Consider the following 25,885-nt stretch of genomic DNA (forward strand, 5'->3'; position numbering starts at 1 on the left):
CACGGCGGGGACTTCCCCGCGCGGCGGCGCGGCTCTACGCGGCTGTACGCTCCGCGTCCAGGTGGCTGCTCTCCCCGCGGATCCCCCACCGGCTGTAGAGGGGTCGCAGCGGCCCGGGCACCCACCAGTTGAGCCGGCCGAGCAGCCGCATCGTGGCCGGCATCAACAGCGCCCGGACGATGGTGGCGTCGACGACGACGGCGAGGGCGAGCCCGATGCCGATGATCTTCACGACCAGCACGCTCGCGGTCGCGAACGACACGATCACCACCACCAGCAGCAGGGCCGCGCTGGTGATGATCCGGCCGGACCGCTGCAACCCGACCGCGACCGCCTCGGTGTTGTCACCGCTGAGGTCGTAGTGCTCGCGGATGCGCGAGAGCAGGAACACCTCGTAGTCCATCGACAGCCCGAACGCGACGGCGAAGATCAGGATGGGTTGCACCACGTCGATGTTGCCGGTGGAGGTGAACCGCAGCAGCCCGGCGAGGTGGCCGTCCTGGAAGACCCACACCACCGCGCCGAACGCCGCGGTCAGGCTCAGCACGTTCATCAGGATCGCCTTGACCGGCAGCACCAGCGAGCCGAAGGACAGGAACAACAGCACGAACGTGGTGGCCACGACGAGCAGCGCCATCCACGGCAGCCGCTGCGCGAGCATGTCCATCAGGTCGGCGAACCCGGCGGCGTCGCCGCCGACCAGTACCGTGCCGGAGGGCGGCGGTTCGACGCCGCGCACCGCGTCGACCAGCTCCCGTCCCTGCTCGGAGATCGGTTCCGCGTCGAACCGGACGGTGACCCGCGCGGTGTCGCCGGCCAGCCCGCTGACGTCCGCCTGCCGTACGCCCGGCAGTGCGGCCACCCGCTCCACGTACGCGGCGATCTCCTCCCGGGCGGGAGGACCGGTGACCGGGCCGTCCAGGGTGACGATGGCCTCGACCGGCCGGGTGACGCTGTCCGGGAACGACCGCTCGATGGCGTCCTGGACCTGCCGGCTCTCCGCCGAGGCGGGCAGCACCCGGGTGTCCAGCCAGCCGTAGGAGATGCGCAGGAACGGCAGACCGAGAACCACCAGCACGGCGATGACCGCGCCACCGACCAGTACGGGTCGGCGCATCACCGTCCGCGCGATCCGCGCCCACGCGCCGGAGTTCGGGTCGGTGTCGACCGGCCTGCGGCGCCGCTCCCGCAGCCGCGGCCCGAACAGGGCCAGCATCGCCGCCATCACGGTCATCGCGAAGAACCCCGCGAGCAGCACTGCGGCGACCCCACCGACGGCGATGGACCGGAGGAACACCTGCGGGAAGACGGCCAGGCTGGCGAGCGCGAGCGCGACGGTCACCGCGGAGACGACGATGGTCCGGCCCGCGGTGACCATGGTCCGCCGCAACGCCGCCGGGACGGGGTGGCCCGCGCCGAGTTCCTCCCGGAACCGGCTGACCATGAACAGGCTGTAGTCCACGGCCAGCCCGAGGCCGAGCAGCGTGACCACGTTGACCGCGAAGATCGAGATGTCGGTGAACTGCGCCAGCAGCCGCAGGCCGGCCAACGAGCCCACGATCGCCAGCACCCCGACGGCGACCGGCAGCAGCGCCGCCAGCAGGTTACGGAAGATGAGCACCAGCAGCAGGAACAGGATCGGCAACGCCAGCGCCTCGGCGCGGGTCAGGTCCGCCTTGCTCTGGCTGTTGACGTCGTCGATCAGCGCCAGCGGCCCCCCGACGGTGACGTCGAGATCCGGGCTGGTCAGGCCGTCCTTGATGGCGAGGTAGTTGGTGAGGCGGTCGTTCTCGGTGGCACCGGCGATCTGCACCGCCGCGAACGTCTCGTGCCGGTCGGTGCTGACCAGCGCGGGAACCTTGGCCCGCCAGTAGTCGGTCACGCCCTCGACCCGGTCGGCCGGCAGCCTGTCCAGCACGCGCCGGGCGGCGTCGGCGTACGCGGGGTCCTCCACCGTCCAGCGGTCGCTGCCGAACAGCACGACGACGTCCGCGTCGTTGCGTCCGAGCGCCTTGCGTTCGACCTCGTCGGCGCGGGAGCTCTCGCTCGCCGCGTAGGTGAATCCGCCGACGGCCAGGTCGCCGAACGCGCCGGCGCCCCAGGTGCCCGCGGCGACCAGGAACACCGCGGCGCCGGCGATCACCCACCAGCGCGCCCGGTGCGCGAGCCGGCCGAGGAGATCCAACATGGCAGCAACCCTTCGCTCGACCGCGGTGCTCAGGAGAACGACGACGCGGCGCCGGCACAGTCAGGACCGGCGCCGCGTCGATGTGATCACAGGATGGTGATGATCAGGTCCAGCGCCCGATGCCGATCGCCTGGGCATCGGAGAGCAGCTTCTCCCGGAGCGCGACCCGGCGGATCTTCCACGTGCCGGTTCGCGGGAACTCGTCCCACTTTATCTGGATCGGCGGGGCCATCGGGCTCAGGTCCGCGACCGCCCGCTCCCAGTCGCCCTTGTCCAGCGGAACGTCGTCCGCAGTGCTGACCACGGGCACCGGCAGGTCACCGGCGACCGGGAGGACGATGACCTCGGTGGTGTAGTCGATCCGGTCGAGGATGAGGTCCTCGAACTCGATCGCGCTGCCGCCGGGGATCCGGTCGATCTCCCGGTCCACGATCCGCACGGCGCCCCACTTGTTGATGACCGCGAGGTCGCCGGTGTTCCACCACCTGCCGTTGCACTTCAGGTCGTGCCGGTCCTGCTCGCCGACGTAGGCGAGGCACCGTCCCGGCTGGTCGATCTCGATCAGGCCGACCTGGCCGCGCGGGACCTCCTTGCCGGTCTCCGGGTCCACCGCCCGCATCTTGGCGTGGAACGGGATGGGCCAGCCGATCAGCTGCGTCGGCGGCGGCCGGTGCCCCTTGCGGCGTACGACGAAGCGGAAGAACGGCCGGATGCACAGCGCGCCGTTCTCGCTCTGGCTCCACGACTGGACCCAGATCGGGAACCGGCGCTTGGTGGCGGCCATGAAGGTGCGGATCGTACGGGTGTGGATGGCGTCGAACGAGTTGACGTACTCGCGCACGTTGCTGAACAGGCCGGCGGGGTCGCGGGCCAGCGGCTCCCAGGCGAGGTAGATGTTCGGCAGCGCCTCCACCAGCGTCGGCTTGTGCTCGGCCAGCAGCTCCCGGATCCTCGGCGAGAGCGGGTCGGACAGGTAGAGCACCCGCGGGCCGACCGCGGCCATCGCCAGCTGCATGGTGGTGAGCCGCTCGTGCGTGTAGGGGTCGCAGAACGCCACCGTGTCGCTGCGCCGGAGCCCGAACCTGGGCCACCGCTCGGTCTCCACGATCGCCATCGCGTAGATGGACTCGGCGGAGTGCATGACCAGCTTTGGTATGCCGGTGGTGCCGGAGGTGTGGGTGATGACCACCGGCTCCTTGAACTCGCGCATGTTCGGCTGGACCGGCGGCGCGTCCTTGAAGTCGTCCAGGTGCAGCACGTCCGGCCGGTCCGCGACCGCGTCGACGCTGATCGTCCGTACGGTGAGCTCCGCCACCACCTCCGGGGTGATGCCGCACTTGTCGAGGTGCTTCTGGTCGGTCAACAGGAACGGCCGTTCCAGCCGCTCCAGCATCGGGATCATCGCCTCCGGCCCGTAGGAGCCGGAGAACATGCAGGGAATGGCGCCGATCCGGGCGATGGCGCAGCCGAGAATGACGATGTCCAGGTGGTTCTGCTTGAGGATCGCCACCCGGTCCCACGGGCGCACGCCCGCCTTGTGCAGCCAGGCCGCGGCGCGATCGACGAGTTCCGCCCACTGGGTGTAGGTGCGGGTCTCGGCTCCGTCGGGGTCGATGTCCGGCGGGCGGTCGACGATGACCAGCTCGTCCGGGGCGGTCTTCGCCGCCACGTGCCAGGTCTCGCCCATCTTGGAGTGCTTCGGTACGCGCGAAAAGGGGCTCAGCCGACGGCGCCACCGGGTGGGCGTGAACTCGGTGAGGAACCGCGGAATGGGCCGCTGCGGCTCGACGTCGTCGCCGGCGACCGTTGAATCGGCGGGTGAGGCCACGAGCGCGTCCTCCTGTTCTCGGGGCTTGGGGAGGTCAGCTGACGACGAATGATCATCGGCCGTCCAATTGGCCGGTAACGATATCGACATTGTCCGCCGTAGACCAGATCTGGGTGGACGGAAATCCGACCCCGAACGCATCCGGCCCCCGAGCCGTCCGACCAGTGTGGACAGACCGACGACCGGCCATAATGCCCCGTCGGCGACCTGGCGGGACGCGAGCACCGGCACCCGCGCTGGACCTGGATCTGAAATGGGGTGTCGTTACATACGGACGAGGTCGTGGGCCCGCGCCAGGTCGTCACCCCAGGACGTGGCGTGGTCACGCTCGAACGCCCGAAACAGCCGGTCGCGGACCGACTCGCGGCGCAGCCAGGCGGCAAGCGCCGCCGACCTCCGGTCCGCGAAGTCGAGTCCGTTCACCGTGACAGCCAGGTGGCGATCCGCCGCCGAACTGAGCGTGACGTCCCAGACATCGAGGAAGCGCTCGACGCTCTCCCCGCCGGCCACGACCGTGGCCAGGAAGGTAGCCGGGTCGGGAAACGCACCGACCTGCGACGGGTACGTCGCCAGCAACGACCGCCACACCGCATCCAGGTAGCCGTCGACAGCGCCCTGCTCGGCTTCGGGCCAGGTGCGCCACTGCTCGCGAGGCAGCTTGCCCAACACGATCGCCGGGTCGAGTTCTGTGGAGCTGGCCATGCGCTCCAGCAGCAGGGGCAGCAGACTCTTCAGGTCGTCACGGCTGCCGACCGTGTTGCCGAGGCTGATGGTCAAAGAGAACAGATCGTGATCGTCGACCGGCACCGGCCCTCGGCAATGTGGGCAGCCTTCGAGCGTCGCCCTGCGCGGGTACCGGGCGAACGCCTTCTGAAGGCCTGCGACCGCCACAGACAGATCACCGTCCACCGGTCCATCCTCCCAGGGGCGGCTTGGGCTGGGCTGCCGGCACGCGGCTACCCGCGGTTCGGCCCGGCTGCCGCGGTGGTGCCGCGGCGGCCGGGCCGGTCACCGTCGGTTCTCAGCAGGCTGGTGCGCCGACGGGTCCCCGGCCGCTCCACGCGTACCAGTCACTGCCCGACACCCACGTCTTCTGGATCAGGTCGGCACCACCTGTTACCGCCCCTGGGTGCTCGCCGACGGATGACCATTGATGCTGCCACCACGATCCGCCCAGTTGCACCAACCATTGTCCCTCGTCCACATCAACGACAGCCGCACTTGACTGATCTGTGGTCTCGGCGGGTTGGCGGTGCCGTCGGTCGGCGTGGAGCGGGTGTGGACGGCGTGCGAGAGTGTGGGCCGGGCGGCGGTCGACGGCTGACCGAGCGCCCTAGAGCAGGGGAAGGCAGCCCGCCGATGTTCAACACCGCACGCCTGCAGGTCGTCCTCGAGATCGCCCGCCACGGCACCATCGTCGCCGCCGCGGAGCAGCTTCGGCTGAGCCCGTCCGCGGTCTCCCACCAGCTCGCCACCCTCGAGCAGGAGGCCGGGGTGGCGCTGGTGGAGCGGGGGCCGCGCAGCCTGCGGCTGACCGCCGCGGGCCAGCGCCTGGCGGACTACGCCCAGCAGATCGCCGATCTGATGTCGGCCGCCCGGGACGAACTGGCCACCCACGGCAAGGGCCGCCAGGGACTGCTGCGGATCGGATTCTTCGCCACCGCCGGCACCGAGCTGCTGCCGCGCGCCCTGTCGAGCTACACCCGCGACCATCCGCAGGTGGAGCTGGCGCTGATCCTGGGGCAGCCGCACGAACTGCTGCCCCGGCTGCACCAGGGTGAGCTGGACCTGGTGGTGGTCTTCGACCATCCGCTGAGCCCGGCGCAGAAGTCGCCGCACACGAAGGTCCAGCCGCTGATGGTGGACCCGCAACTGGTGGTGCTCCCCGCCGACCACCCGCTCGCCGGGCGGCGGCGGCTGCGGCTCGCAGACCTTGCCGCCGAACCGTGGATCACCACCCTCGGCGTGCAGGGTGAGGTCTCGGTGCTCGAGCTGGCGGCGCGGGCCGAGGGCTTCCCGCCGCGGGTCCGCTGCCGCAGCGACCACTACGAGGTGGTGCTGGGCCTGGTGCGGGCCGGTGTCGGGGTGGCGCTCGTGCCGTCGCTCGGCCTGGGCGATCCCGGCGGGGTGGCGGTGCGGCAGCTCGCCCACGCGAATCTGCACCGGGAGATCGGCGTGGCGCTGCGCCCCGGCAACCCCAATCCGGTGGTCGGCAGCTTCGTCGAGCGACTGGCCGGCGCGGCGGCGACGCTCAGTCAGGAGCTGTCCGAGCGGTGGGCCCCGGCGAGCCGGTCGACCGCCGCGCCCCAGCGCCGCAGCTCGGCCAGGGCCTCTCGCTCGGCCCCGGGCTCGAACGCGGCGATCACGGCGTAGACGACGGTGTGCCGGCCGGACACGATCCCGGTGTCGGCGCGTACCCCGGTGTCGGTGCCGGTCTTGTTCTCCACCCGGACGCCGTCACTCGACCACGGGTCGTGGTCGACGGAGTCGGCGACCATCGTGCGGTCGGTGTTGCCGGCGAGCCAGCCGCGCAGCAGCCGACACGCCTGCGGGCTCTGCCAGGTCCCCGTCGCCACGTCCGCGAGAAAGGCGCAGAGCTCGTGGGCGGTGCCGGTGGCGAAGGTCCGCGGCACGTCGGGGCCGCGCTCGGCCCGGATCCGGTCGTGCACGGTGGTGTCCCGCAGCCCGGCACGGCGGGCCAGCTCCTGCACGGTATCGAGGGTCACCAGCCGCAGCAGGGCGTTGGTGGCGGCGTTGTCGCTGACCGCGGCGACCGCCGTGGCCAGGTCGGCGACCGTCCATCGCCGAGGGGACAGCCGGCCGAGCAGTCCGGTGCCGCCGACCTCCCGGTCGGCGTCGAGCAGCTCCACCGGCTGGTCCGGCGCGAGCGTGGCGTCGGCGAGCCGCCGGGCCACCTCGGCGAGGAGCAGCACCTTGCCGACGCTGGCCAGCGGCAGGGCAAGGTCGGGGTCGGCCGAGACCGTGCGGCCGTCGTCCAGCCGGCGCACCATCGCCCCGACCCGCACCGCCGGCCTCATCGCGGCCCCGGCCGGGCGGGCCGCCGGCCCGGCACGGCCAGCACCCGGCCCGGCCGCGCGTCGGTGACCTCGCCGCCGTCCACCACGATCCGGCCACCGACCACCACGCACCGCACGCCGTGCGGAGGCGCCAGCGGATCGTCGTACGTGGCGCCGTCGGCGACCCGCTGCGGGTCGAGGACCACCAGGTCCGCGGCGTACCCGTCGGCGAGCAGCCCGCGGTCTGGTAGGCCGAAGCGGCGGGCGGGCATCGCCGTCATCTTGTGCACCGCCTCCGCCAGCTCCAGCAGTCCCACGTCACGAACGTAGTGGCCGAGGACCCGGGCGAAGCTGCCCGCCCACCGGGGGTGCGGGCGGCCCCCCTTCGGTACGCCGTCCGAGCAGAGCATCGTCAGCCGGCTGGCCAGCACCCGGCGTACGTCGTCCTCGTGCATCGAGTGGCTGAGGATGGTGACGTCGCCGCGTTCGGCGGCCAGCAGGTCGCAGGCGTAGTCGACCGGGTCGACGCCACGCGCGGCGGCCAGCTCGGCGATCGTGTGCCCCTGGGCGTCGGTGTTGCGCGCGGCGGACGCGACCCGGATCAGGTCCCAGCCGCCGTTACCCACGGTGTTCTCCCAGCCCGGCACCCCGGCGACCAGGTCGGTCCGGATCCGGTCGCGGACCGTCGGATCGGCGACGGCGGTGAGCATCGCGGGCACCCCGTCGGCGATCAGCCACGGCGGCAGCATCGCGTGCAGGGCTGTGCTGCCCGCGGTGTACGGGTAGACGTCGCAGGTGACGTCGAGTCCCTCGGCGCGCGCCCGTTCGAGTCGGGCGAGGGTGCGGACGGTGGCGCCCCAGGCGCGCCGCCCGGCCGTCTTGTGGTGCGAGACCTGCAGCGCCGCCCCGGCCGCGGTGGCGATCTCGACGGCCTCCTCGAGGGCCGACTCGACCTGGGACATCTCGTCACGGAGATGCGTCACGTACGGCTTGCCGTGCGCGGCCGCGACCCGGGCCAGCGCGATGACCTCGTCGGTGCCGGCGTTGACGCCCGGGGAGTAGATCAGGCCGGTCGACAACCCGGCCGCGCCCGCGGCGAGCGCCTCGTCGAGCAACTGGCACATGCGCCGGGTCTCGTCGGGCGTGGCCCGCCGTTGGGCGAAGCCGACCACCGCGGCGCGTAACGTTCCGTGTCCGACGAGGGCAGCGAGGTGGTTGCGCCGGGCCACGCCCTGCGCGTCGGCGAACTCGGCGAACGACGCGTACGCCGACGCGGGCGGACCGAAGGTCGCGGCGAGCAGCTCCCGCACCGGGCCAGCGCGTTCGGGTGGGACCGGGAAGGGGCTGATCCCGCAGTTGCCGCAGATCTCCGTGGTGACCCCCTGGAGCAGTGGCGCCCGGCGCAGCACCTCCCGCTGCGCGTCGTCGCCGGCGAGCAGGTCGGAGTGGGTGTGCACGTCGATGAAGCCCGGGGTGACGGCCAGCCCGGTCGCGTCGATGACCTCGCTGGCGGGCGCGCGACCCCCCGGCGGCAGCAGCACGATTCGTCCGTCCCGGACGCCCACGTCGGCGGGGCGGGCCGGCGAGCCGCTGCCGTCGATCACGTCCCCACCGGTGACCAGCAGGTCCAACCGCGTCATCACAGCACCTTGGACAGGAAGGCGCGGGTACGGTCGTGCCGCGCCGCGGCGAGCACCTCGCGGGGTGGCCCCTGCTCGACGATCAGGCCCTCGTCCATGAAGACGAGGTGGTCGCCGACCTCCCGGGCGAAGCCCATCTCGTGGGTCACCACGATCATGGTCATCCCGCTCGCCGCGAGGTCCTTCATCACCTCCAGCACCTCGCCGACCAGTTCCGGGTCGAGCGCCGAGGTGGGCTCGTCGAAGAGCATCAGCTTCGGCGACATGGCCAGGGACCGCGCGATGGCCACCCGCTGCTGCTGGCCGCCGGAGAGCTGTGCCGGGTAGTGGTGGGCGCGGTCGGCCAGGCCGACCCGGTCGAGCAGGTCGGCGGCGCGCCGTCGCGCGTCGGCCGCCCGGACGCCCTTCACCGCGACCAGGCCCTCCATCACGTTCTCGAGGGCCGTGCGGTGCGGGAACAGGTGGAAGCGCTGGAAGACCATGCCGATCGACTCGCGCTGCCGGCGCAGTCGCGCGTCCGGCAGCGGTCGCAGCCGGCCACCGTGCTCCTCGTACCCGATCAGCTCGCCGTCGACGTAGACCCGACCCGCCTGCGGCTCCTCGAGGTGGTTGAGGCAGCGCAGCAGGGTGGATTTGCCGGATCCGGACGGACCGACCACACAGACCACCCGGCCGCGTTCGATGGTCAGGTCGATGCCGCGCAGCACCTCCAGGCGGCCGAAGCTCTTGCGCAGGGACCGGCACTGCACCATCGGCGGGGTCATCGCGCGCTCCCCGTGAAGCGCAGGTTGCGGGTGATCCGCCCGCGCAGGGTGCCCGGAGCGGTCGCGCCGAAGCCGCGGCTGAACCGGCGCTCCAGGTAGTACTGGCCGATGCTGGCGACGGTGGTCAGGACCAGGTACCAGATGGACGCGACGATCAGCAGGGCGATCACCTCGAAGTTGGTCAGGTAGAGCCGCTGGGCGACGGTGAGCAGGTCGGCGCCGGCGATCACCGAGACAAGCGAGGTGGTCTTCAGCATGGAGATGAACTGGTTGCCGGTCGGCGGGACGATGATCCGCATCGCCTGGGGCAGCACCACCCGCTTCATGATCTTCATGCGCGACATGCCCAACGCCGCCGCGGCCTCCTGCTGGCCGGGGTCGACCGAGCGCAGGCCGGCCCGGACGATCTCGCTCATGTAGGCGCCCTCGTTGATGCTCAGCCCGAGCAGCGCCGCGACGAATCCGGTGACCAGGGTGTTCGTCTCCCAGGTCACCAACTTCGGGCCGCCGAACGGCACGCCCAGCCCGATCTCGGGGAAGATCAGCGCGATGTTGAACCAGAAGATCAGCTGCACCAGCAGCGGCGTGCCGCGGAAGAACCAGACGTATGCCATGGCGCCGGCGCGCAGGGTACGGCTGTCGGAGACCTGCATCAGCGCCACGATGACGCCGAGCACCACGCCGATCGCCATGGAGGCGGCCGTGAGCTGGACGGTGACCCAGAGCCCTTCCAGGATGACCGAGTCGAACTGGTACTCGACGACGATGTCCCAGTGCAGGTTCGGGTTGATCGCGATGGTCCAGGCCAGCCAGGCCAGGATCAGGACGGTCGCCCCGGCGGCCAGCCAGCGCCCCGGTCGCAGCGGGTGGCTGATCCGGTTCACCTCCGGGCCGGCGGGCCCGGCCGAAGCCGGGCCCTTGACGGTCGCATCCACCGGTGTGCTCATTTCTGGTCGTTGACCGTCGCGGTCTGCACACCGCTGCCCTGCACGCCCCACTTCTCGAGGATCTTGGCGTAGTCGCCCGTCTCGATCAGCTCCTGGAGGGCCCGCTGGACGGCGTCCCGCAGCTGGCTGTCCTTCTTGTCGATCGCGATGCCCCACGGGCCGGCCTCGTACTGGGCCTCCAGGACCTCGTACTTGCCGCTCTGTCCGGCGAGCATCTTGGCCACCGGGTAGTCGACGATGGTGGCCACCGCGCGCCCGGCGTCGATCTGCAGCAGGCCGGTCGGGGCGTCCTCGCTCTGCGAGATGGTCATCTTCTTGGCGCACGAGGCGTTCTGCTTCTCCCCGATGGCGAGGTTGGAGCTGCCCTTGGCGAGCACCACGGCCCGGCCGCACAGGTCCGCCAGATCCTTCACCCCGGCCGGGTTGCCCTTCGCCACCATGATCGCGCCGCCGGCCTGGAAGTAGTCGACGAAGTCGACGGCCTTACGGCGCTCCTCGGTGTCGCTCATCGAGGACATCGCCAGGTCCCAGCGGTCGGCCTGCAGGCCCGGGATCAGGCCGGGAAAGCTGGCGTTGGTCATCTCCAGCTTCAGGCCGAGCCGCCCGGCGATCGCCGCCGCCAGGTCCGGGTCGACGCCGGTCAACTCCTGGGTCCCCTCCTTGTACATCTCCATCGGCGGGTAGCCCTCGGCCGTGGCGACCCGGAGCACACCCTTCTCCTTGAGGGTGGCCGGGACCAGGTCGGCAGCCTTGGCGTCGGCGGCGACCGAGGCGGAACCACCGGCCTGCGGCGTCTGGCCGCTGGTCGACCGTCCGCAGCCGGCGACGGCGAGTGAGAGTGCGGCGAGACCGACGACAACGCGAAGCGCACGCTTCCTGACCACCGGAAACCTCCTGCCTGAGACGATGGCGGGGACCCTATCGGGGATCAGCCAGCATGAACAGCCCGAATGCTTTGCGGGGTGAGCATCGAATTATTCGATGCTCACCCCGCGTTCGCCGTGCAGGCCGTGGCAGGCACCCGTTCAGGTGCCGCGGAGTTGGATCTCGCGTCCGTGCCACCTGGAGCGCAACCACCGGTCGTGGCTGGCGACCACGACGGCGCCGGGGCTGCCGCCGAGGGCGTCCTCCAGCTCGTCACAGAGTCGGGGCGAGAGGTGGTTGGTGGGCTCGTCGAGCAGCAGCAGGTCGGGTGGGTCGGCCACCAACAGGGCCAGGGCGAGCCGGCGTCGCTGGCCGACCGACAGCTCGCCGACCGGCCGGCGCGCGTCGTGGGCGGTGAGTAGACCGAGGTCGTCCAGCGGTACGTCGTCGGCGCGTACCTGGCCCAGGACGTCGGCGTAGATCTCCTCGGCGGTGCGCTCGGGCCGGTCGAACACCGTGTCCTGGGTCAGTACGCCGATGCGCAGGTCGGGGCGGCGCCGGACGTCACCGGCCGAGTCCAGTCGGCCGGCGAGGACGGCGAGGAGCGTGGACTTGCCCGCACCGTTGGCGCCGGTGACCAGCAGCCGGTCGGTGGCGGCGAGGTCGAGACGGTCGAGGGTGAGTCGACCGGGTATCCGCACGTGACACAGGCTGACGAGGGTCCCGTCGGCGGTGGCGGTGGCGAGCGCGGTGGCGCGGAACCGCAGCGGTTCGGGTGGTGACGCGACGGCGGTACGTTCGAGGTCGTCGAGCCGACGGCCGGCGGCCCGTACCCGTCGGGCAATCTGGTTCTGCACCCTGCCGGCGGTGTGGCCGTATCCCATCTTCTCGTTGTCGCGCCGGTCCCGGCCCGGCGCGACCTCGTGCGCGGTCACCGCGAGCTGCCGGCGTAGCTCGGCCAGTTTCTCCTGCTGTTCGGTGTGGCGTCGCTGCCAGCGCTCCCGCTCGTTGCGCTGGTGAGCCAGATAGTCGCGGTAGGTGCCGCCGAAGCGGACCGGGCCGGCGACAGCGGGGTCGAGATCGATCAGGTCGGTGCAGACCGCGTCGAGGAAGGCCCGGTCGTGGCTGGCTACGACGACGGCTCCGGGCAGGTCGCGCAACTGCTGCTCGAGAAAGGCCGCCGCGGCGTCGTCGAGGTGGTTGGTGGGTTCGTCGAGCAGCAACGCCGAGGGCAGGCGGATGAGCAGGGCGGCGAGTGCGAGCCGGCCACGCTGGCCGCCGGAGAGCGCGGCGAGCGCCCGCTCCGGTGCCACATCGCCGAGACCGAGTGCCGCGAGGACCATGCCGGCACGTCGCTCGGCGCCCCAGGCGTCGATGTCCTGGGCGCGGTCGAGCAGATCGCCGTAATCGGCGAGCAGCCGTTCGTGGTCGGGTGTGTCGTCGGCGGTGCCGGCGAGCCGGTCGGCGAGCCGATCGAGGTCGGTGAGGACGGCACGGGCCTCGCGCAGGGCGTCGTCGCGCACGTCCCCCACGGTCGCGGCCGGGTCGTAGGGGGCTTCCTGCGGCAGGTAGCCGAGGTCCGGTGGCCGAACGACGGTGCCGGCGTCCGGTTCGTCCGCACCGGCGAGCAGGCGGAGCAGGGTGGACTTGCCGGTGCCGTTCTCGCCGATCAGGCCGATCCGGCGGCCAGGGGCCGCGGTGAGGGAGACCCCGTCCAGCACGCGACGGCTGCCGCGGGTATGGACGAGGTCGTGAGCGAGCAGTGCTTCGGGCATGGAGGGTCACCTTCGGGGTGCCCCCGGGCCACGGGCCGGCACGGCCCGTGGCCCGGAGCAGGGCGGAGTCGGCGGTCAGGCGCGGTCGGGTGCGGGAATCTCGCGCAGGTGACCGTCATCGAGGCGGAGCCACCGCTGCACACCGATGTCGGTGAGGAACCGTTCGTCGTGGCTGACCACCACGAACGCACCCCGGTAGGCGGTGAGGGCGCTCCCCAGTTGGCCCACGCTGACCAGGTCGAGGTTGTTGGTGGGTTCGTCGAGCAGCAGCAGGTGGGGTGCCGGCTGGGCGTAGAGGACGCAGGCGAGGGTGGCGCGCAGCCGTTCGCCGCCGGAGAGCACGCCGGCGGGGAGGTGGGCTCGGGCGCCGCGGAACAGGAACCGGGCGAGCAGGTTCATCCGTTCGGCCTGCGGCCGGTCAGGGGCGTACGCGGCGAAGTTCTCCGCGACCGTCCGGTCGAGATCCAGCAGGTCCAGGCGTTGCGACAGGTACGCGACGCGGCCGGCGGCGCGGTGCACCTGCCCGGCGTCCGGGTGGAGGTCACCCTGCAACAGACGCAGCAGGGTGGACTTCCCGGCGCCGTTGGGGCCGGTCAGCGCGATCCGCTCCGGTCCCCGGATGGTCAGGTCGGCGCCGTCGCCGGCGAAGACGGCCCGGTCGCCGTGGTGGACCTGCATGCGCTCGCCGGCGAACACGGTGCGGCCGGCGGGAACGGTGGTGTCGGGCAGGTCCAGGGTCAGGGCCTGGTCGTCGCGCAGCGTCCGGCTGGCCTCGTCGAGCCGGGTCTGGGCCTCGCTGACCCGGTTGGCGTGCGCCTGCTGTGCCCGGCCGGCCGACTCCTGGGCGCTGCGCTTGAGCCCACCGGCGACGATGCGGGCCAGGCCGGCGTTGCCGAGGTTGCGGGCGGCGTTGCTGGCCCGGCGGTCGGCCCGCTCCCGGGCCTGCTGCATCTCCCGCTTCTCCCGCTTCACGTCCTGCTCGGCGCTGCGCACGGTCCGCTCCGCCGCCTCGCGTGCCACGCGCGACGCCTCCTCGTACGCGGTGAAGTTCCCGCCGAACAGGCGCACCTCACCACGGTCGAGCTCGGCGACGCGGTCCATCCGGTCCAACAGGACCCGGTCGTGGCTGACCACCAGCAGACACCCGGACCAGCCCTCCAGCACCTCGTACAGCCGGTGCCGCGCGTCGATGTCGAGGTTGTTGGTCGGCTCGTCCAGCAGCAGCACGTCCGGGCGCCTGAGCAGTTGCGCCGCCAGGCCGAGCGACACCACCTGCCCGCCGCTGAGAGTGCGCAGGCGCCGGTCCAACCCCACGTCACCGAGGCCCAGCCGGTCGAGTTCGGTGCGGCTGCGCTCCTCCACGTCCCAGTCGTCCCCGACGGCCGTGAAGTGCTCCTCCGCCGCGTCACCCGCCTCGATGGCGCGCAGTGCCGCGAGGGTCGCGTCGACCCCGAGCACCTCCGCGACGGTCAGGTCACCGGCCAGGGGCAGGTCCTGCGGCAGGTAGCCGAGCACACCCTCGACCGTCACGCCGCCGCCGGTCGGGGTGAGGTCGCCCGCGATCAGCCGGAGCAGGGTCGTCTTGCCGGCGCCGTTCGGCGCGACCAGGCCCGTACGGCCGGGCGGCACGGTGAAGGACAGGTCCTGGAAGACCGGAGTGTCGTCCGGCCAGGAAAAGGACAGGTTCGTACAAACAATGCAGACGTCAGACATCGGGAGACACCCTCGGAAGAGAGCCGGGGACGCGACAGGCACCCCGGTCAGGCAGACAGGTCTACGACGAGACACGCCGCACCGGCGCAGGCCGGCAGGCGGCCGGGGCCGCTCACCCCGAGATGTCGTCGTCCCCCGTCACCACAGTCCGCTCCCTCGCACTCTCGTCGCGGTCTCCGCCGCGCAGCACCAGCTTAACAACTTCCTGAGTGGCACCGGCACGGCAACCGCCTCGTAGGAGAACGCCTGGGCTTGGGCCGATGATCCACGAGGCCACCGCTTGAGCGCGTCCACGAGACGACGGAGTGGTAGCGGTGCCTCAGATGGGTGGTGCTCGTACCCGACGTGCTGCCGGAAAGCGAAGGGCGGGATGGTTTCCCATCCCGCCCTTCTACCTGAACGGCCCTCGCGGGCCGGTGGATGACACGTCAGACAGCGGGCGTCTCGTCGCCGCGCATCGGGACCGCGCGGCGGCGCCGGGCGAGGAGCAACATGATGCCGCCACCCGCCACCATGGCGAGACCGGCTCCGGCGATCAGCCCGGACTGCGGCCCGGTGATCGGCAGATCACCCCCGCCGCCACCGCTGCCGCCGTCATCGCCGCCGTCCCCGCCACTGCCGCTCGCGGCGACCACGACGGCGAACCCGTCCTCGTTGTCGCTGCCGTCCACATCGGCTGCCCGTACGGCGACGGCGTTCGCCGGAAGTTCGGCATGCTCCGGGCCGGAGCGGGCATCCGTTCGCTCGGTCAAGCCCTCGACCTGCACGGTCCCGCCCGCCAACGTGACGGGTGCCGTGATGGAGGCCGACGCCGTCACCAGATTGTGCAACTCGACGGCGGAGTAGATGTTGTCATTCGGGTCGGTGTCCTGGCCGACCGGTACGAGCGCGAGCGTGTCGTAGGTGCAAACCGCTGACCGCCCGTCGTCGCGGACCGCACACTCCTTCGGCGGTCGGGTGAACGTCACGCCCTTGGGCAGGTGCAGCGTGGCCTTGACGCCGCTGACTGCCTTCCGGCCCTGGTTGACGACCCGGTACCGCACCGCGCCCGTCTCGCCCGGGTTCAACGTCCCGGTGGATTCGAGCCGGCCGTCCGCGCCGACCCGCACCGACTGCTTCACGTCCGGCGCCACCACCGACAGGTCGGCTTCGGAATCGTCGACCAACTTGAGCGTGAACCATTTGCTGGCACTGAGTTGCATCTTGTCGTCGCCCCAGGCCATGCCAGCCTCGACGTGGAACCTGCCTTCGTAGGGCTTCTTTTTTTCGTAGACCTGAATATCGATGGGCAGATCAACCGTCCCACCGGGTGCCGGCATCAGCTCCGGAAACAGGCTCGATTCGATACGGCAGTACCAGCCCGAGTGGTCGCCGTCACACTCACCGGAGCCACCGCCCTCCGGCCATATGAGCGCGGCCTTGTACGACCAGTCCAACTCGGAGGGGCGGACGTAGAAAATGATCTCTCTCGGGGTCTGGTCGGTCAGATTGGTGAGCCGCAGGTGGACCCGTTTCTTTTCGACCCCCAGCGGAATCGTCGTACCGGGCAGATCGAGCGTGAACTTCGCGCCCGGGTCCGCCGCCGAGGCGGGACCGGCGGGGGTAGCCATCCCGGCAAGCAGGAGCAGCGCGGCGGCGGCAGTTCGCACCAGCCATCGATGACCAGAGGCCATAGCAGAACCCTTCAGGCGAGCGGACAGTACGGCCGAGGACACTATCCGCAATGGGCTCGCATCGGTATCCTCCGCTCACCCCCTACCTGGGCGAGGGCCGGATCGGTCAACCACCAGCCGGCCCTGCCAGTGGCCAGCCGGTCCCGGCCGATCTTGCGCCGCAGGCGTGAGATGACGCTGCCCACCGCCAGGGCGTTCTTCGGGCGCGCTCTGACGCTCATCCCGTCCCGGACCTGTGCGCCGCTACGAGGTTCGCCCTGCGCATCGATCAGCACCTGCAACGCCTCGGCCTGCTGGGGGCTCAGCTTGACGGGCGCGTTCTGCCCGGCCAGCCAGGTTTCGCTGGTCGTGCGTTCCAATCGCACGCCTGCCCACTCCGCCGCTCGCGGCCGGGGCCCCGCCGGGCCGGCCAGCCGCCAGCCGCCCCCGCCTGTGATGATCCGGTCCGGCCCGAGGCGTTCCCGGAGGTGGTGGATGAGCACGCCCACCGCGGCGATCGTGGCCGGCCGGTCGTGCGGCGGCAACGACGACCAGATCCCACTCCTGCTGCGCGGCACTCCCCGCGCCTCGACGAGCACCCGCAGCACGGCGAACTCCTGCGGGCCGAGCCGGACGAACCGAGCCGGCCCGTCGAACACGTACCGATGCTCGGCATCGAGTCGCAGGCTGCCGAACGACAGCACGTCGGTGCCGTCGACCGGTTCCGGCGCGATCGGATCCCGCACCCACCAGCCGTCCGCCCCGGTGAGAATGCGTGCGGCACCGATCTTCCTACGGATGTTGGCGATCACCACGCCGATCTGGGCAGCTGTCGGCGGCCGATACCCGCGCGGCATGGCGGCCCAGATCGCCTCCCGGCTGAGGGGCGTCCCCCGCGCCGTGATCAGGACGGCCAGCACGGCGACCTGCTGGCCACTGAGCATGACCGCGCTCGACTCAGCGTGCAGTCGGACCAGGCCGGTGGACGTCTGCAACTCCAGCCCGGCGTAGCACAGCGGGACATCCAGCACGGGTATGGACAGCTGACGGCGACCCGTGCTGGTCCGCGGGCGCCGTCCTTGACGGCATCGAGAGATCGCCGACAGCGCAGAGCCTGCCGCCGGAGAAACGTCCTCAGCCGGAAGGCAGCAGGCCGACCGGCCGACCATGCACTGATCAACCACCATGAAGGGCCTCACCATCTGGATGGCCGGCCGCCACTACCCCACCGACCAGCCTGAACCTCGCTCCGTACTCGCGGACGCCGGACGCCGGCGGTCAGGCCGACGGCCCGACCAGTTGGTACGCCGCTCGGACGGCGGCCACGGCCCAGCGCATGCGACTGACCGCCTCGACCGGATGGTCGCCGTACTCCTGCGCGACGAGTGCCGCGCAACCGGCCGCCCGGTGCCGGCTGACGCTGTACAACACCGCCTGCCGGATCTGTTCGGGCGTCGGATCCTTCGACGGTTGGAGCGTGGAGGCGAAGAGTGCCTCCGCCCTGGTACTGAGCAGTTCCGACGGGCTCATCACCGGCTCCTTTCCGGTAGGTGGCGGCCATGCCCGCGAGGCAGATCCGGCACCAGGCGCACCACCACCGAGGTCGCACGCACGAGATGCGGGGCTGGCCGATCGCCTCGGGCGACCGACGTGCCTCGGGCAGCCGACGAATTCGCCGAACGGCGGTGCCCGGGGTGGGGTCAGCGGAGTCCGGCCCCACCCCGGTTCCGGGTTCCGGGTCCCGGGTGCTGGGGTGCGCGCCCCTGCGTCGTGCCCGGCGCGCACCCCGTGATTCACCTTTCGCTACTTACCTGACCCGGCGAGGACGCCCTGCACGAAGTAGCGCTGGAAGGCGAAGAAGACCGCCAGCGGCACGAGCATGGACAGGAACGCGCCGGGACCGATCGTGTCGAGGTTGGACGAGAACGACCGCATCTGCTCCCGCAGGGCGTAGGTGATCGGGGCATTGTCGGAGGTGGCGAAGACGAGCGCGACCAGCAGGTCGTTCCAGACCCACAGGAACTGGAAGATCGCCAGCGAGGCGATGGCCGGCCAGCCGATCGGCAGCACCACGCGGGCGAAGATGAGCATTTCCCGGGCGCCGTCGATGCGGGCCGCCTCCAGCAGGTCGCGCGGGATGTTCAGGAAGAAGTTCCGCAGCAGGAAGATCGCGAACGGCAACCCGAAGGCCACGTGGAAGGCAACCACCGCTGGGATCTCGCCGTAGATGCCGAGGGTCCGGAAGATCCGTGCGTCCGGCACGATCGCCACCTGGATCGGCACGACGATCAACGCGACGACCAGCGCGAACAGCCAGTCTCGGCCGGGGAAGTCCATCCAGGCCAGGGCGTACGCGCCGAGTGCGCCGAGCAGCACCACGAGCAGGGTCGACGGCACGGTGATCAGCACCGTGTTCCACAGCGATTCGACGATCCGCTCGTTCTGCAGCACCTGGGCGTAGTTGTCGAGGGTCAGTTGGGCCGGCGCGGTGAAGACCGTCCACCAGCCGGTGGCGCTGTTGTCGGCGCTGCTACGCAGGCTCGCCACGGCCAGACCGAAGGTCGGCAGCAGCCAGAAGACGCCGATCAGGACCACCAGCAGTCGCAGCAGTGCCTTGCCGAACCGCATCATGAACCGGGTCCACGGTCCCGGTCGCGGCCGGCCGCCCCGCGCGGTACCGGCGGGTATCAGTTCCGGTACGGCGTCGATGGTGGCGTGGCTCATCAGCTATCCCTCCTCAGGCGCCGGATGTTGAACAGCATCGCGGGGAGCACCAGGGCGAACAGCAGGACCGCGAGGGCGCTGCCGAGCCCGTAGTCGAGGCCGCCGCCGAAGGACACCCGGTACATCTCCAGGGCGACCACGGTCGCGTCGTCCTGGGACGACTCGGGTGCGAGCACGTAGACGAGGTCGAAGATCTTCAGGACGTTGATTGTCAGGGTGACCAGGACCACGACGAGCACCGGCCGGACCAGCGGCACGGTCACGTGCCGGAATGTCTGCCACTCGCTCGCGCCGTCCATCCGGGCCGCTTCGAGTGCTTCCCGAGGCAGGGCGGCCAGCCCGGCCGACACCAGCACCATGGCGAAGCCGGCCCAGATCCAGATGTACGCCCCGATGACGGCGGGAGTGATGAGTGAAGGCCCGAGCCAGGTGACGCCGTTGAACGGCTCGGTGAAGTTGTCGGCGGGCAGCCGGATGACGTATGGGCCGGAGGTGAGTTCGGGGAAGGCGAACCGCCCGGCGGCGTCGGTCCGGGTGGTGGCGACCACCCTGCCCCCGTCGGCCACCGCCTCGACGGTCATCTGGGGCAGCCCCACCTCGCCGGCGTCGACAATCCCCGCCTGGCCGCCGCCGCCGCGGGTGAAGTCGAGCCACACCACCCCCTGCAGTCCGGGGCCGCCGGTGGGTGCCGTGGCCGGCTTGGCGTCGGTCGGGATCCGGTCCGGCGGCAGGCCCACGAGGGCGAGGTGGACGGGTTCACCCGGGGTCGCCGGCCCTCTGGACTCGAAGCCGCCGTTGATCGGCGCCAGCTCGCCCTGCTCTCGGGCATCCACGCCGTGGTAGCGCGACGGGGACTCGAAGGCGTCGTGCACCGACACCGCGACCGCGTTGAGCACGCCGCGGTCCGGGTTCTCGTCGTAGACCAGCCGGAAGGTGACGCCGGCGGCCAGGAACGAGATGGCCATCGGCATGAACAGGACTGCCTTGAGCACGGCCGACCGGCGCAGCCGCTCGGTCAACACCGCGAAGATCAGCCCGAGGGTGGTGGCCACGGCCGGCGCCACGATCACCCAGACGAGGTTGTTCAGGATGGCTCGCCGGGTGTTCGGCGAGGTGAACATGGTGACGTAGTTGTCGAGGCCGACGAACCTCGATCCGTCACCGCTGCGAAAGCTGAGCCACAGCGTGTAGACGATGGGATAGCAGACCAGCACCAGCAGCAGCACCAGGGCGGGGCCGAGGAAGAGCGCGACCATCAGGCGGGTCTCCCGCGACCGTCGGCGGGCCGCGGTCCCGGCGGTGGTCCGTGGGCCGCCGGGGGCGTCCCGGTGGCCCGGGCCGCCGGCGGCGTGCCGTGAGCCGCCGGGGCCATCGGCCACGCTCGCCCGGCCGATCGTTGTTCGGGCAGGGGACGGACGGATGCCCTGGGCCGGGTCGGGCGTGATCGTCATCAGTTGCCTCCGAAGTCCTTCTTCGCGGCGGCCTCGAGCTGCTGGGCCAACGCCTCAGGGGCGATCGGCTTGGCCAGGAAGTCCTGCAGCAGCACCCACAGGTGGGCGCTGGTCCCACCGCCGAACGTCTGCGGCGTGAGGTCCGACAGGTCGAAGCGCAGCGATTCGGCCTTCACCACCGCTTCGGCGAGTTCCCGGGTGGTGTCGTCCGCGTACGTCGCGACGTCCAGTCCCGAGTTCGCCGAGATGAACCCGCCCTTGGCCGCCATGATCTTCGCTGCCTCGGGCGAGGCGAGGAAGGCCATCAGTGCGTTCGCCTCCGGCGTGTCCTTGAAGGCGACCGCCTGGTCGCCCGCCGTCACCACCGCCGGCTTCGAGCCGTCGACCGACGGCCAGTTGAAGAACTTCGCCGACTCGCCGACCTTCAATTCACCCAGCTTGTTGATCTCTGAGGCGACGAAGTCACCCTCGAACAGCATCGCTCCCTTCGGCGACTTGCCGAACACGTCGGCGATCGCCTGCGTGAAGGTGGTCTGCGTCGGGTTGCCGGCCAGGAAGCGCGGCGTACGCCAGTAGTCGGCCAGCAGGGTCAGCGTCTTGACCACGCTGGGATCGGTCCAGGGGATCTCGTGCTTGGCCAGCTTGTCGTACATTTCCGGGCCGGCGACCCGGAGGTAGGTGTTCTCGAACCAGTCGGTCAGCACCCACCCGTCGCCACCGGCGGCCACCATGGGCGTCACCCCGGAGTCGGCGAGCGCGGCGGAGACCGTCTTGAGCTCGTCCCAGGTCTTCGGCGGCTGCACCCCGGCGTCGGTGAAGCTATCGACCCGATACCAGATCACCGACTTGTTGGCCACCTTGAAGTAGACGCCGTAGAGCTGCCCGTTCACGGTGCCCAGTTCCTGCCAGGCAGAGCTGTAGTTGGCCTTGATCGCGGCGGCCGCGTCACCGGTCAGCGGCTTGATCGCGCCCCGCTTCACGAACTCGGCCACGACCCCGGGCTGCGAGATCAGCGCCACATCCGGCGGCGAACCCCCGGCGATCCGGCTGTTGAGCAGCACCGGCAGATCGTTGCCGCCGGAGGTGTACTTCACCGTCGCGCCGGTCTTCGCGGCGAAGGCGTCCAGCACCGCCTGGAAGTTCGCCTGCTCGGCACCGGACCACGTGGCCGCCACCTCGACCGTCTTGCCGGCAAGGTTCGCGTCCGGCGCGCCGGACGTCGGGCCGGCATCGCCACCGCACCCTGCGGCGGTGGCAAGGACCGCCGTCGCCACGGCGAGCGGTACCCATCGTCGTATCATGGACCCTCCTGAATCTGGTCTGCGGATCGGGACTGGACCGGAGCGGGCGACGACCCGCCGCCCGCCCCGCGTTCGGAGTCGACCGCGGTTGAGTGGCAGCTCAACCGCGGTCGACGGGCGACGGTCGCCGACCCAGGTTCCGGATTGGCGGTCGGCCCGCCTCATCCGTCCCCATCCGGGTCGGCCTTATCGATCGCACCCGATCAACCGATCGGTGATTGCGCCGAGTCTTCATCACCACCGCGTTTCCCGGAAGTCAACTGGGTGCTACGTGACGGGACCGACGAACACCTCACAAGATCAACTTGTCGGATCCGGCCCCGACTCGCCGGTAACTCTTCGCCGATCCACTCTGAGCTGGTGAAACACCGTCCGGATCGGCGCGCCGTCCCAAATTCCGGTAGCACCGGGTCGGTGAACGAACCGTCACGGTGTTGAGATTGGCCACCACTGCTATGTCTGCCCTGTTAACGCGACACTTCTTCCCGACGAAAGAGTCGCACCGAAGTGATCCAACCGCCGTCCGGAACCGTGCACCTGTTTGAGGTTGAGCGGCGTGACAGGAGGACAGTGTGGAGGACCTGGCGGGGTACACGGTCGCCGTCCTGTCGGAGCGTCGTCGACACGACCTCGCCACCCTGCTGGAGGCCACCTCGGCACGGACGATCAACGTCCAGGCGGTCCGCTCGGTGGCCCAACCGGTGGCGGAGGCCGTTGCCGTCGCCACCCGCTCCTGCGTCACAGGACCGGTGCACGAGGTCATCGTGTCGTCGGGCCTGGGCCTGCGGGCCTGGCTGCGCGTGGTCCAGCAGACCGGCCACCTCGACGCGCTCATCGACCGGCTGACGCACGCCCGCCTGCTGGCCCGCGACGGACACGCCGCCGACACGCTGCGGGATCTCGGCCTGAGCCAGATATGGGCAACCGCCTCCACGACCACCGAAGACCTGTTCCGCTATCTCCTCGCCCAGCCGATGATCGGCCGCCGGGTGGTGGCGCAGATCGAGTCGGAGCCACACCGGGAGTACTGCGAGGCCCTACGCCGCAACGGGGCGACCGTGGTCGAGGTCGTCACCAACCGGTTTCTCCCGCCGCTGCGGATCGACATCCTGCGCCGGCTGTGCGGAGTCATCATCCGGCGGCAGGTCGACGCCGTCGCGCTGACCGGGGCGACCGCCACCGAGAACCTGCTGCGCCAGGCCGAGGCCGACGGCGTACTCGGCGAGGTGCTCAACGCGCTGACCGCCGACATCGTGCCCGCCTGTCTGGGTCACCTGGCGGCGGAGCCACTGCGGGCGTTCGGCCTCAGCGCGTACGTGGCGAACAGTCCCGCCCTGCCGGACCTGGTCAAGGTCCTGGCGAACCAACTCCCGGGACGGTCGCTCCAGCTCGACGTGCAGGGCCACCGGGTGGAGATCCGCAGCCAGGCGATGGTGATCGGCCACCAGGTGATTCCGGTCCAGCCCGGCCCGATCTCGGTGCTACGGGCGCTGGCCCGCCGTCCCGGCCGGGTGCTGTCCCCGGCCGAGATCCGGGCGGCCGCGCCGAGCTGGGCCGACGTCGACGACCACGCCGTCGAGATGGCGGTGTCGCGGCTGCGGCGAGCCTTCGACCACACCCCGCTGGACGGCGTCGACCTGATCCAGACCGTGATGAAGCGTGGCTACCGGCTGGGGGCCTGAGCGCTCACCGGCACACCGAGACGCTTCTATAACTGCCAAGTGGTGCTGGTGGCTGGGCGTGTGCCGGCCAGGGTTTTGGAGAGTTGCGGGCAGATGTAGCGCTTGAGGTTGCGCATGACCGCGCGTTTGGTGCGTCCTTCGACGGTGCGGCGGGTGACGTAGGCGCGGGTGCGGGGGTCGTGGCCCATGCGGACCAGGGCGACGGTGTAGAGGGCACGGTTGAGGCGTCGGTCGCCGCCGCGGTCGAGTCGGTGTCGGGTGGTGTTGCCTGATGAGGCCGGTAGCGGTGATGCGCCGGCAAGGGCGGCGAGTTCGGCGTCGAGAGCGCGGATGCGTCGGGCCGTGGCGGACGCCTTCCAGATCGCCTTCGAGGGCCGGCTCACCCCGGCCAACCACTGACCACCAGTTGAATCCGCCCTCGCTGCCACGGTCGCTGTGGAAGATCACTCCGTCGGCGTTGCCGCCTCGGGCGATGGCGGCCATGTTCAGCGCTGCGACGACCAGACCGGCGTGTGGTGGGCGCCCATCGCATAGCCGAGGATCCGACGGGAGTACCTGCGCGAGCGGCCCATGTACCAGCCGACATATCGGTTGGGCTACCACCGTAGGCGGGTGACCGCGGATGGGGGCGGTTGGTCATCGCGCACCGTCGGGACTGGCCGGCACCGGGGTAGGTGCCGGCCAGTCCCGACGTGGCCTCCGCCGCCCACCAGGGGTGGCTCAAGGAACAGTTGGTCCGCGCCAGGCTCACCTCACCAGTTATCGGTGGGGGCGCTCGTTCCCAAGGCGATGGTCCACAACCATCACCGGCTACCCGGCGACGTGGTGGGCACGTACTGACTAGAGCTCGTCCGCCGATGTCCTTCTGCGACGCACGAAGACGATCAGGGCCGCGCCGACGGAGATCATCAGGATTCCGATGAGGCTGATCCGGGCGGTCATCGCACCTGTTGTCGCCAGCTTTTCGCAGGTGCCTGGGTCCTCGTACTCGCCGATCAGCTTGTAGTCGTAGCCGGGAAACTGCACATTGACGGCGCGTTCTCGTCCGGAGGCGAAGACGATCGTCTGCGATCCTCCGTCGGAGGCCGTGACCTTCTTCTCCTGCGTTCCGTAGGTCGCGACCGCCTCGATCGGTGGCATCCCCTGGCCGGGATGGGTGATGGTCACCTTCAGTTCGGTGCAGGTCGACTCGGTGGACATCGTGGGCAGCCCGCAGGTCGAGGGCCGCGACCAGAGATAACGAGCGACTTCCTTGCCCCGCTCGGCGACGACGATCTGGCCGGCGCCCGCTGGCATCGGCAGTTCCACCGACTTTCCTGCGGGCACGTTGACGGCGCGGTTCACACCGGTCGCGGTGACTCGGAACGTCACGGGATAGCGGCCGCCGCTGAGATGGACGGTGACGGACCCGTCGCAGGCCGGCGCGAAGGTGGCCTTCGGTTGTGCGCAGGACGCGGCACCGCCGTTGTAGGCGCCGAGTGGGCCGGCGGAGTGGCTGCCGGGCTTGCCCTTGCTGCCCAGTTTCTTGTCGCCGTAGCGCTTGCCCTTCTCCACCATCGGCGTGATCAGCTCGCTCTTGCCACCCCAGACGAGATCGACTTGGGTGTAGCACTTCGGCACGTCGACCTTCAGCTCAACCTTACGATGCCTGGCGTCGATCACCGCGACGTCGTGGTCGTGCGCGTATTGCGGCCAACTCGGCTTGGCGCTCGGCGCGAAGTAGGAGACCAGGAGGAACTCCTGCTTCTGGTCCTGGCACAGGGGCAGGTCACCGGCGAGCTCGACCGTTGCGCGGCCCTTCGCACCGTCGAACGTGTGCGTGTACGTGGCCTGTGCCATGTCGACGCATTGCGGTGTCTTTCTGCATGTCCCCTTGAGGCCGGCGGCGCGGCCGGAGTCGGTGCTGGAGATGCCGGTCCGGTCGCCGTTGCGCTCGAACCAGGTTGCCGACACCGTCAGGGTGGCACTCGTCGTCGTGCCCGGCACCCGCTGCACACCGGTCACGACGCCTTTCGGGCCGTTGCCGTCGGTGTCGGCGCTGATCGCGTTGCCCACCTTGATCCCGGCGATCGGTGTCTGCGGTCGCGCGACGAGCTTGGTGATCTTGGCGTATCTGTTCTCCCAGCTGCCGTTGTTCACCTGCCAGGTGATCTCATAGGTGCCGTCCGGCTGGCACACCGCCGTCCCGCTGACCCCGGTGCGGTGCGCTGCGGCGGGGCTCGCCGCCACCAGCACCGCGAGCATGCCGAGCAGGATGCTGCCCGCCAGGGAGAGCAGCCTTCGGAGGGGTCTGTTCACGTCAGTCACTCCACAGATGGAAGGGATGGTTTCGGGGTTTC

19 protein-coding genes and 1 pseudogene are annotated in these 25,885 nt (G+C 70.8%); 2 read left to right on the top strand and 18 right to left on the bottom strand.

Annotated elements, in window-relative coordinates; genetic code table 11:
- Window positions 1-34: 34 nt before the first annotated feature.
- The 3 genes from ACGFZ2_RS29595 to ACGFZ2_RS29605 all read right to left on the bottom strand — a co-directional run bounded on the left by ACGFZ2_RS29595 (window position 35) and on the right by ACGFZ2_RS29605 (window position 4,925).
- Complete coding sequence (locus tag ACGFZ2_RS29595; RefSeq protein WP_393459220.1) at window positions 35-2,188, bottom strand: MMPL family transporter; 2,154 nt, start codon at window positions 2,186-2,188, stop codon at window positions 35-37.
- Between the two features lie 103 nt (window positions 2,189-2,291).
- Window positions 2,292-4,016, bottom strand: coding sequence for a class I adenylate-forming enzyme family protein (locus ACGFZ2_RS29600; protein WP_393459223.1), 1,725 nt, complete (start codon window positions 4,014-4,016; stop codon window positions 2,292-2,294).
- A gap of 264 nt (window positions 4,017-4,280) precedes the next feature.
- Window positions 4,281-4,925, bottom strand: a complete 645-nt coding sequence (locus tag ACGFZ2_RS29605) for a hypothetical protein (protein ID WP_393459226.1) — start codon at window positions 4,923-4,925, stop codon at window positions 4,281-4,283.
- Window positions 4,926-5,375: 450 nt separating this feature from the next.
- Between ACGFZ2_RS29605 and ACGFZ2_RS29610 the strand changes: the two genes are divergently transcribed.
- Window positions 5,376-6,389 (top strand): LysR family transcriptional regulator, encoded by a 1,014-nt coding sequence (locus ACGFZ2_RS29610; RefSeq protein WP_393269078.1) that lies wholly within the window; start codon window positions 5,376-5,378, stop codon window positions 6,387-6,389.
- Here the strand turns inward: ACGFZ2_RS29610 and ACGFZ2_RS29615 are convergent.
- The 13 genes from ACGFZ2_RS29615 to ACGFZ2_RS29675 all read right to left on the bottom strand — a co-directional run bounded on the left by ACGFZ2_RS29615 (window position 6,272) and on the right by ACGFZ2_RS29675 (window position 21,864).
- Entirely contained in the window at window positions 6,272-7,054 is a 783-nt protein-coding gene (locus ACGFZ2_RS29615; protein WP_393459229.1) for a serine hydrolase, read from the bottom strand. The genes ACGFZ2_RS29610 and ACGFZ2_RS29615 overlap by 118 nt on opposite strands.
- Entirely contained in the window at window positions 7,051-8,673 is a 1,623-nt protein-coding gene (locus ACGFZ2_RS29620) for an amidohydrolase family protein (RefSeq protein ID WP_393269072.1), read from the bottom strand. The genes ACGFZ2_RS29615 and ACGFZ2_RS29620 overlap by 4 nt, the downstream gene beginning before the upstream one ends.
- The gene (locus ACGFZ2_RS29625) at window positions 8,673-9,437 is read right to left on the bottom strand and encodes an amino acid ABC transporter ATP-binding protein (protein ID WP_393459232.1); all 765 of its coding nucleotides are present in this window, start codon (window positions 9,435-9,437) and stop codon (window positions 8,673-8,675) included. Before ACGFZ2_RS29625 ends, ACGFZ2_RS29620 begins: the two co-directional genes overlap by 1 nt.
- On the bottom strand, window positions 9,434-10,384 hold the full coding sequence (locus ACGFZ2_RS29630) for an amino acid ABC transporter permease (protein WP_393459234.1): 951 nt from the start codon (window positions 10,382-10,384) through the stop codon (window positions 9,434-9,436). Before ACGFZ2_RS29630 ends, ACGFZ2_RS29625 begins: the two co-directional genes overlap by 4 nt.
- Window positions 10,381-11,268, bottom strand: a complete 888-nt coding sequence (locus ACGFZ2_RS29635) for an ABC transporter substrate-binding protein (protein WP_393459237.1) — start codon at window positions 11,266-11,268, stop codon at window positions 10,381-10,383. The genes ACGFZ2_RS29630 and ACGFZ2_RS29635 overlap by 4 nt, the downstream gene beginning before the upstream one ends.
- A gap of 141 nt (window positions 11,269-11,409) precedes the next feature.
- A complete protein-coding gene (locus ACGFZ2_RS29640; RefSeq protein ID WP_393459240.1) occupies window positions 11,410-13,023 on the bottom strand; it encodes an ABC-F family ATP-binding cassette domain-containing protein in 1,614 nt (537 codons plus the stop codon).
- A 75-nt stretch (window positions 13,024-13,098) separates the two neighbouring features.
- Entirely contained in the window at window positions 13,099-14,736 is a 1,638-nt protein-coding gene (gene abc-f, locus ACGFZ2_RS29645; protein WP_393459243.1) for a ribosomal protection-like ABC-F family protein, read from the bottom strand.
- A 428-nt stretch (window positions 14,737-15,164) separates the two neighbouring features.
- Window positions 15,165-16,409, bottom strand: coding sequence for a hypothetical protein (locus tag ACGFZ2_RS29650; RefSeq protein ID WP_393459246.1), 1,245 nt, complete (start codon window positions 16,407-16,409; stop codon window positions 15,165-15,167).
- Between the two features lie 41 nt (window positions 16,410-16,450).
- Window positions 16,451-17,419, bottom strand: coding sequence for a winged helix-turn-helix domain-containing protein (locus ACGFZ2_RS29655; RefSeq protein WP_393459249.1), 969 nt, complete (start codon window positions 17,417-17,419; stop codon window positions 16,451-16,453).
- A gap of 247 nt (window positions 17,420-17,666) precedes the next feature.
- Entirely contained in the window at window positions 17,667-17,918 is a 252-nt protein-coding gene (locus ACGFZ2_RS29660) for a hypothetical protein (protein WP_357702224.1), read from the bottom strand.
- Window positions 17,919-18,191: 273 nt separating this feature from the next.
- Window positions 18,192-19,112, bottom strand: coding sequence for a carbohydrate ABC transporter permease (locus ACGFZ2_RS29665; RefSeq protein WP_393271203.1), 921 nt, complete (start codon window positions 19,110-19,112; stop codon window positions 18,192-18,194).
- Window positions 19,112-20,563: an ABC transporter permease subunit gene (locus tag ACGFZ2_RS29670; RefSeq protein WP_393459252.1), complete on the bottom strand. Its 1,452-nt coding sequence runs from the start codon at window positions 20,561-20,563 to the stop codon at window positions 19,112-19,114. Before ACGFZ2_RS29670 ends, ACGFZ2_RS29665 begins: the two co-directional genes overlap by 1 nt.
- A complete protein-coding gene (locus ACGFZ2_RS29675; protein WP_393271206.1) occupies window positions 20,563-21,864 on the bottom strand; it encodes an ABC transporter substrate-binding protein in 1,302 nt (433 codons plus the stop codon). The genes ACGFZ2_RS29670 and ACGFZ2_RS29675 overlap by 1 nt, the downstream gene beginning before the upstream one ends.
- 572 nt (window positions 21,865-22,436) lie before the next feature.
- Between ACGFZ2_RS29675 and ACGFZ2_RS29680 the strand changes: the two genes are divergently transcribed.
- Window positions 22,437-23,546 (top strand): uroporphyrinogen-III synthase, encoded by a 1,110-nt coding sequence (locus ACGFZ2_RS29680; protein WP_393271208.1) that lies wholly within the window; start codon window positions 22,437-22,439, stop codon window positions 23,544-23,546.
- Between the two features lie 26 nt (window positions 23,547-23,572).
- Here the strand turns inward: ACGFZ2_RS29680 and ACGFZ2_RS29685 are convergent.
- Window positions 23,573-23,857: pseudogene (locus ACGFZ2_RS29685) on the bottom strand (transposase); the annotation flags it as partial.
- Window positions 23,858-24,386: 529 nt separating this feature from the next.
- Complete coding sequence (locus ACGFZ2_RS29690) at window positions 24,387-25,853, bottom strand: cell wall anchor protein (protein ID WP_393459255.1); 1,467 nt, start codon at window positions 25,851-25,853, stop codon at window positions 24,387-24,389.
- Window positions 25,854-25,885 lie beyond the last annotated feature (32 nt).

Origin of the sequence: Micromonospora sp. NPDC048063 (assembly GCF_043202855.1) — a bacterium.
GTDB lineage: Bacteria > Actinomycetota > Actinomycetes > Mycobacteriales > Micromonosporaceae > Micromonospora.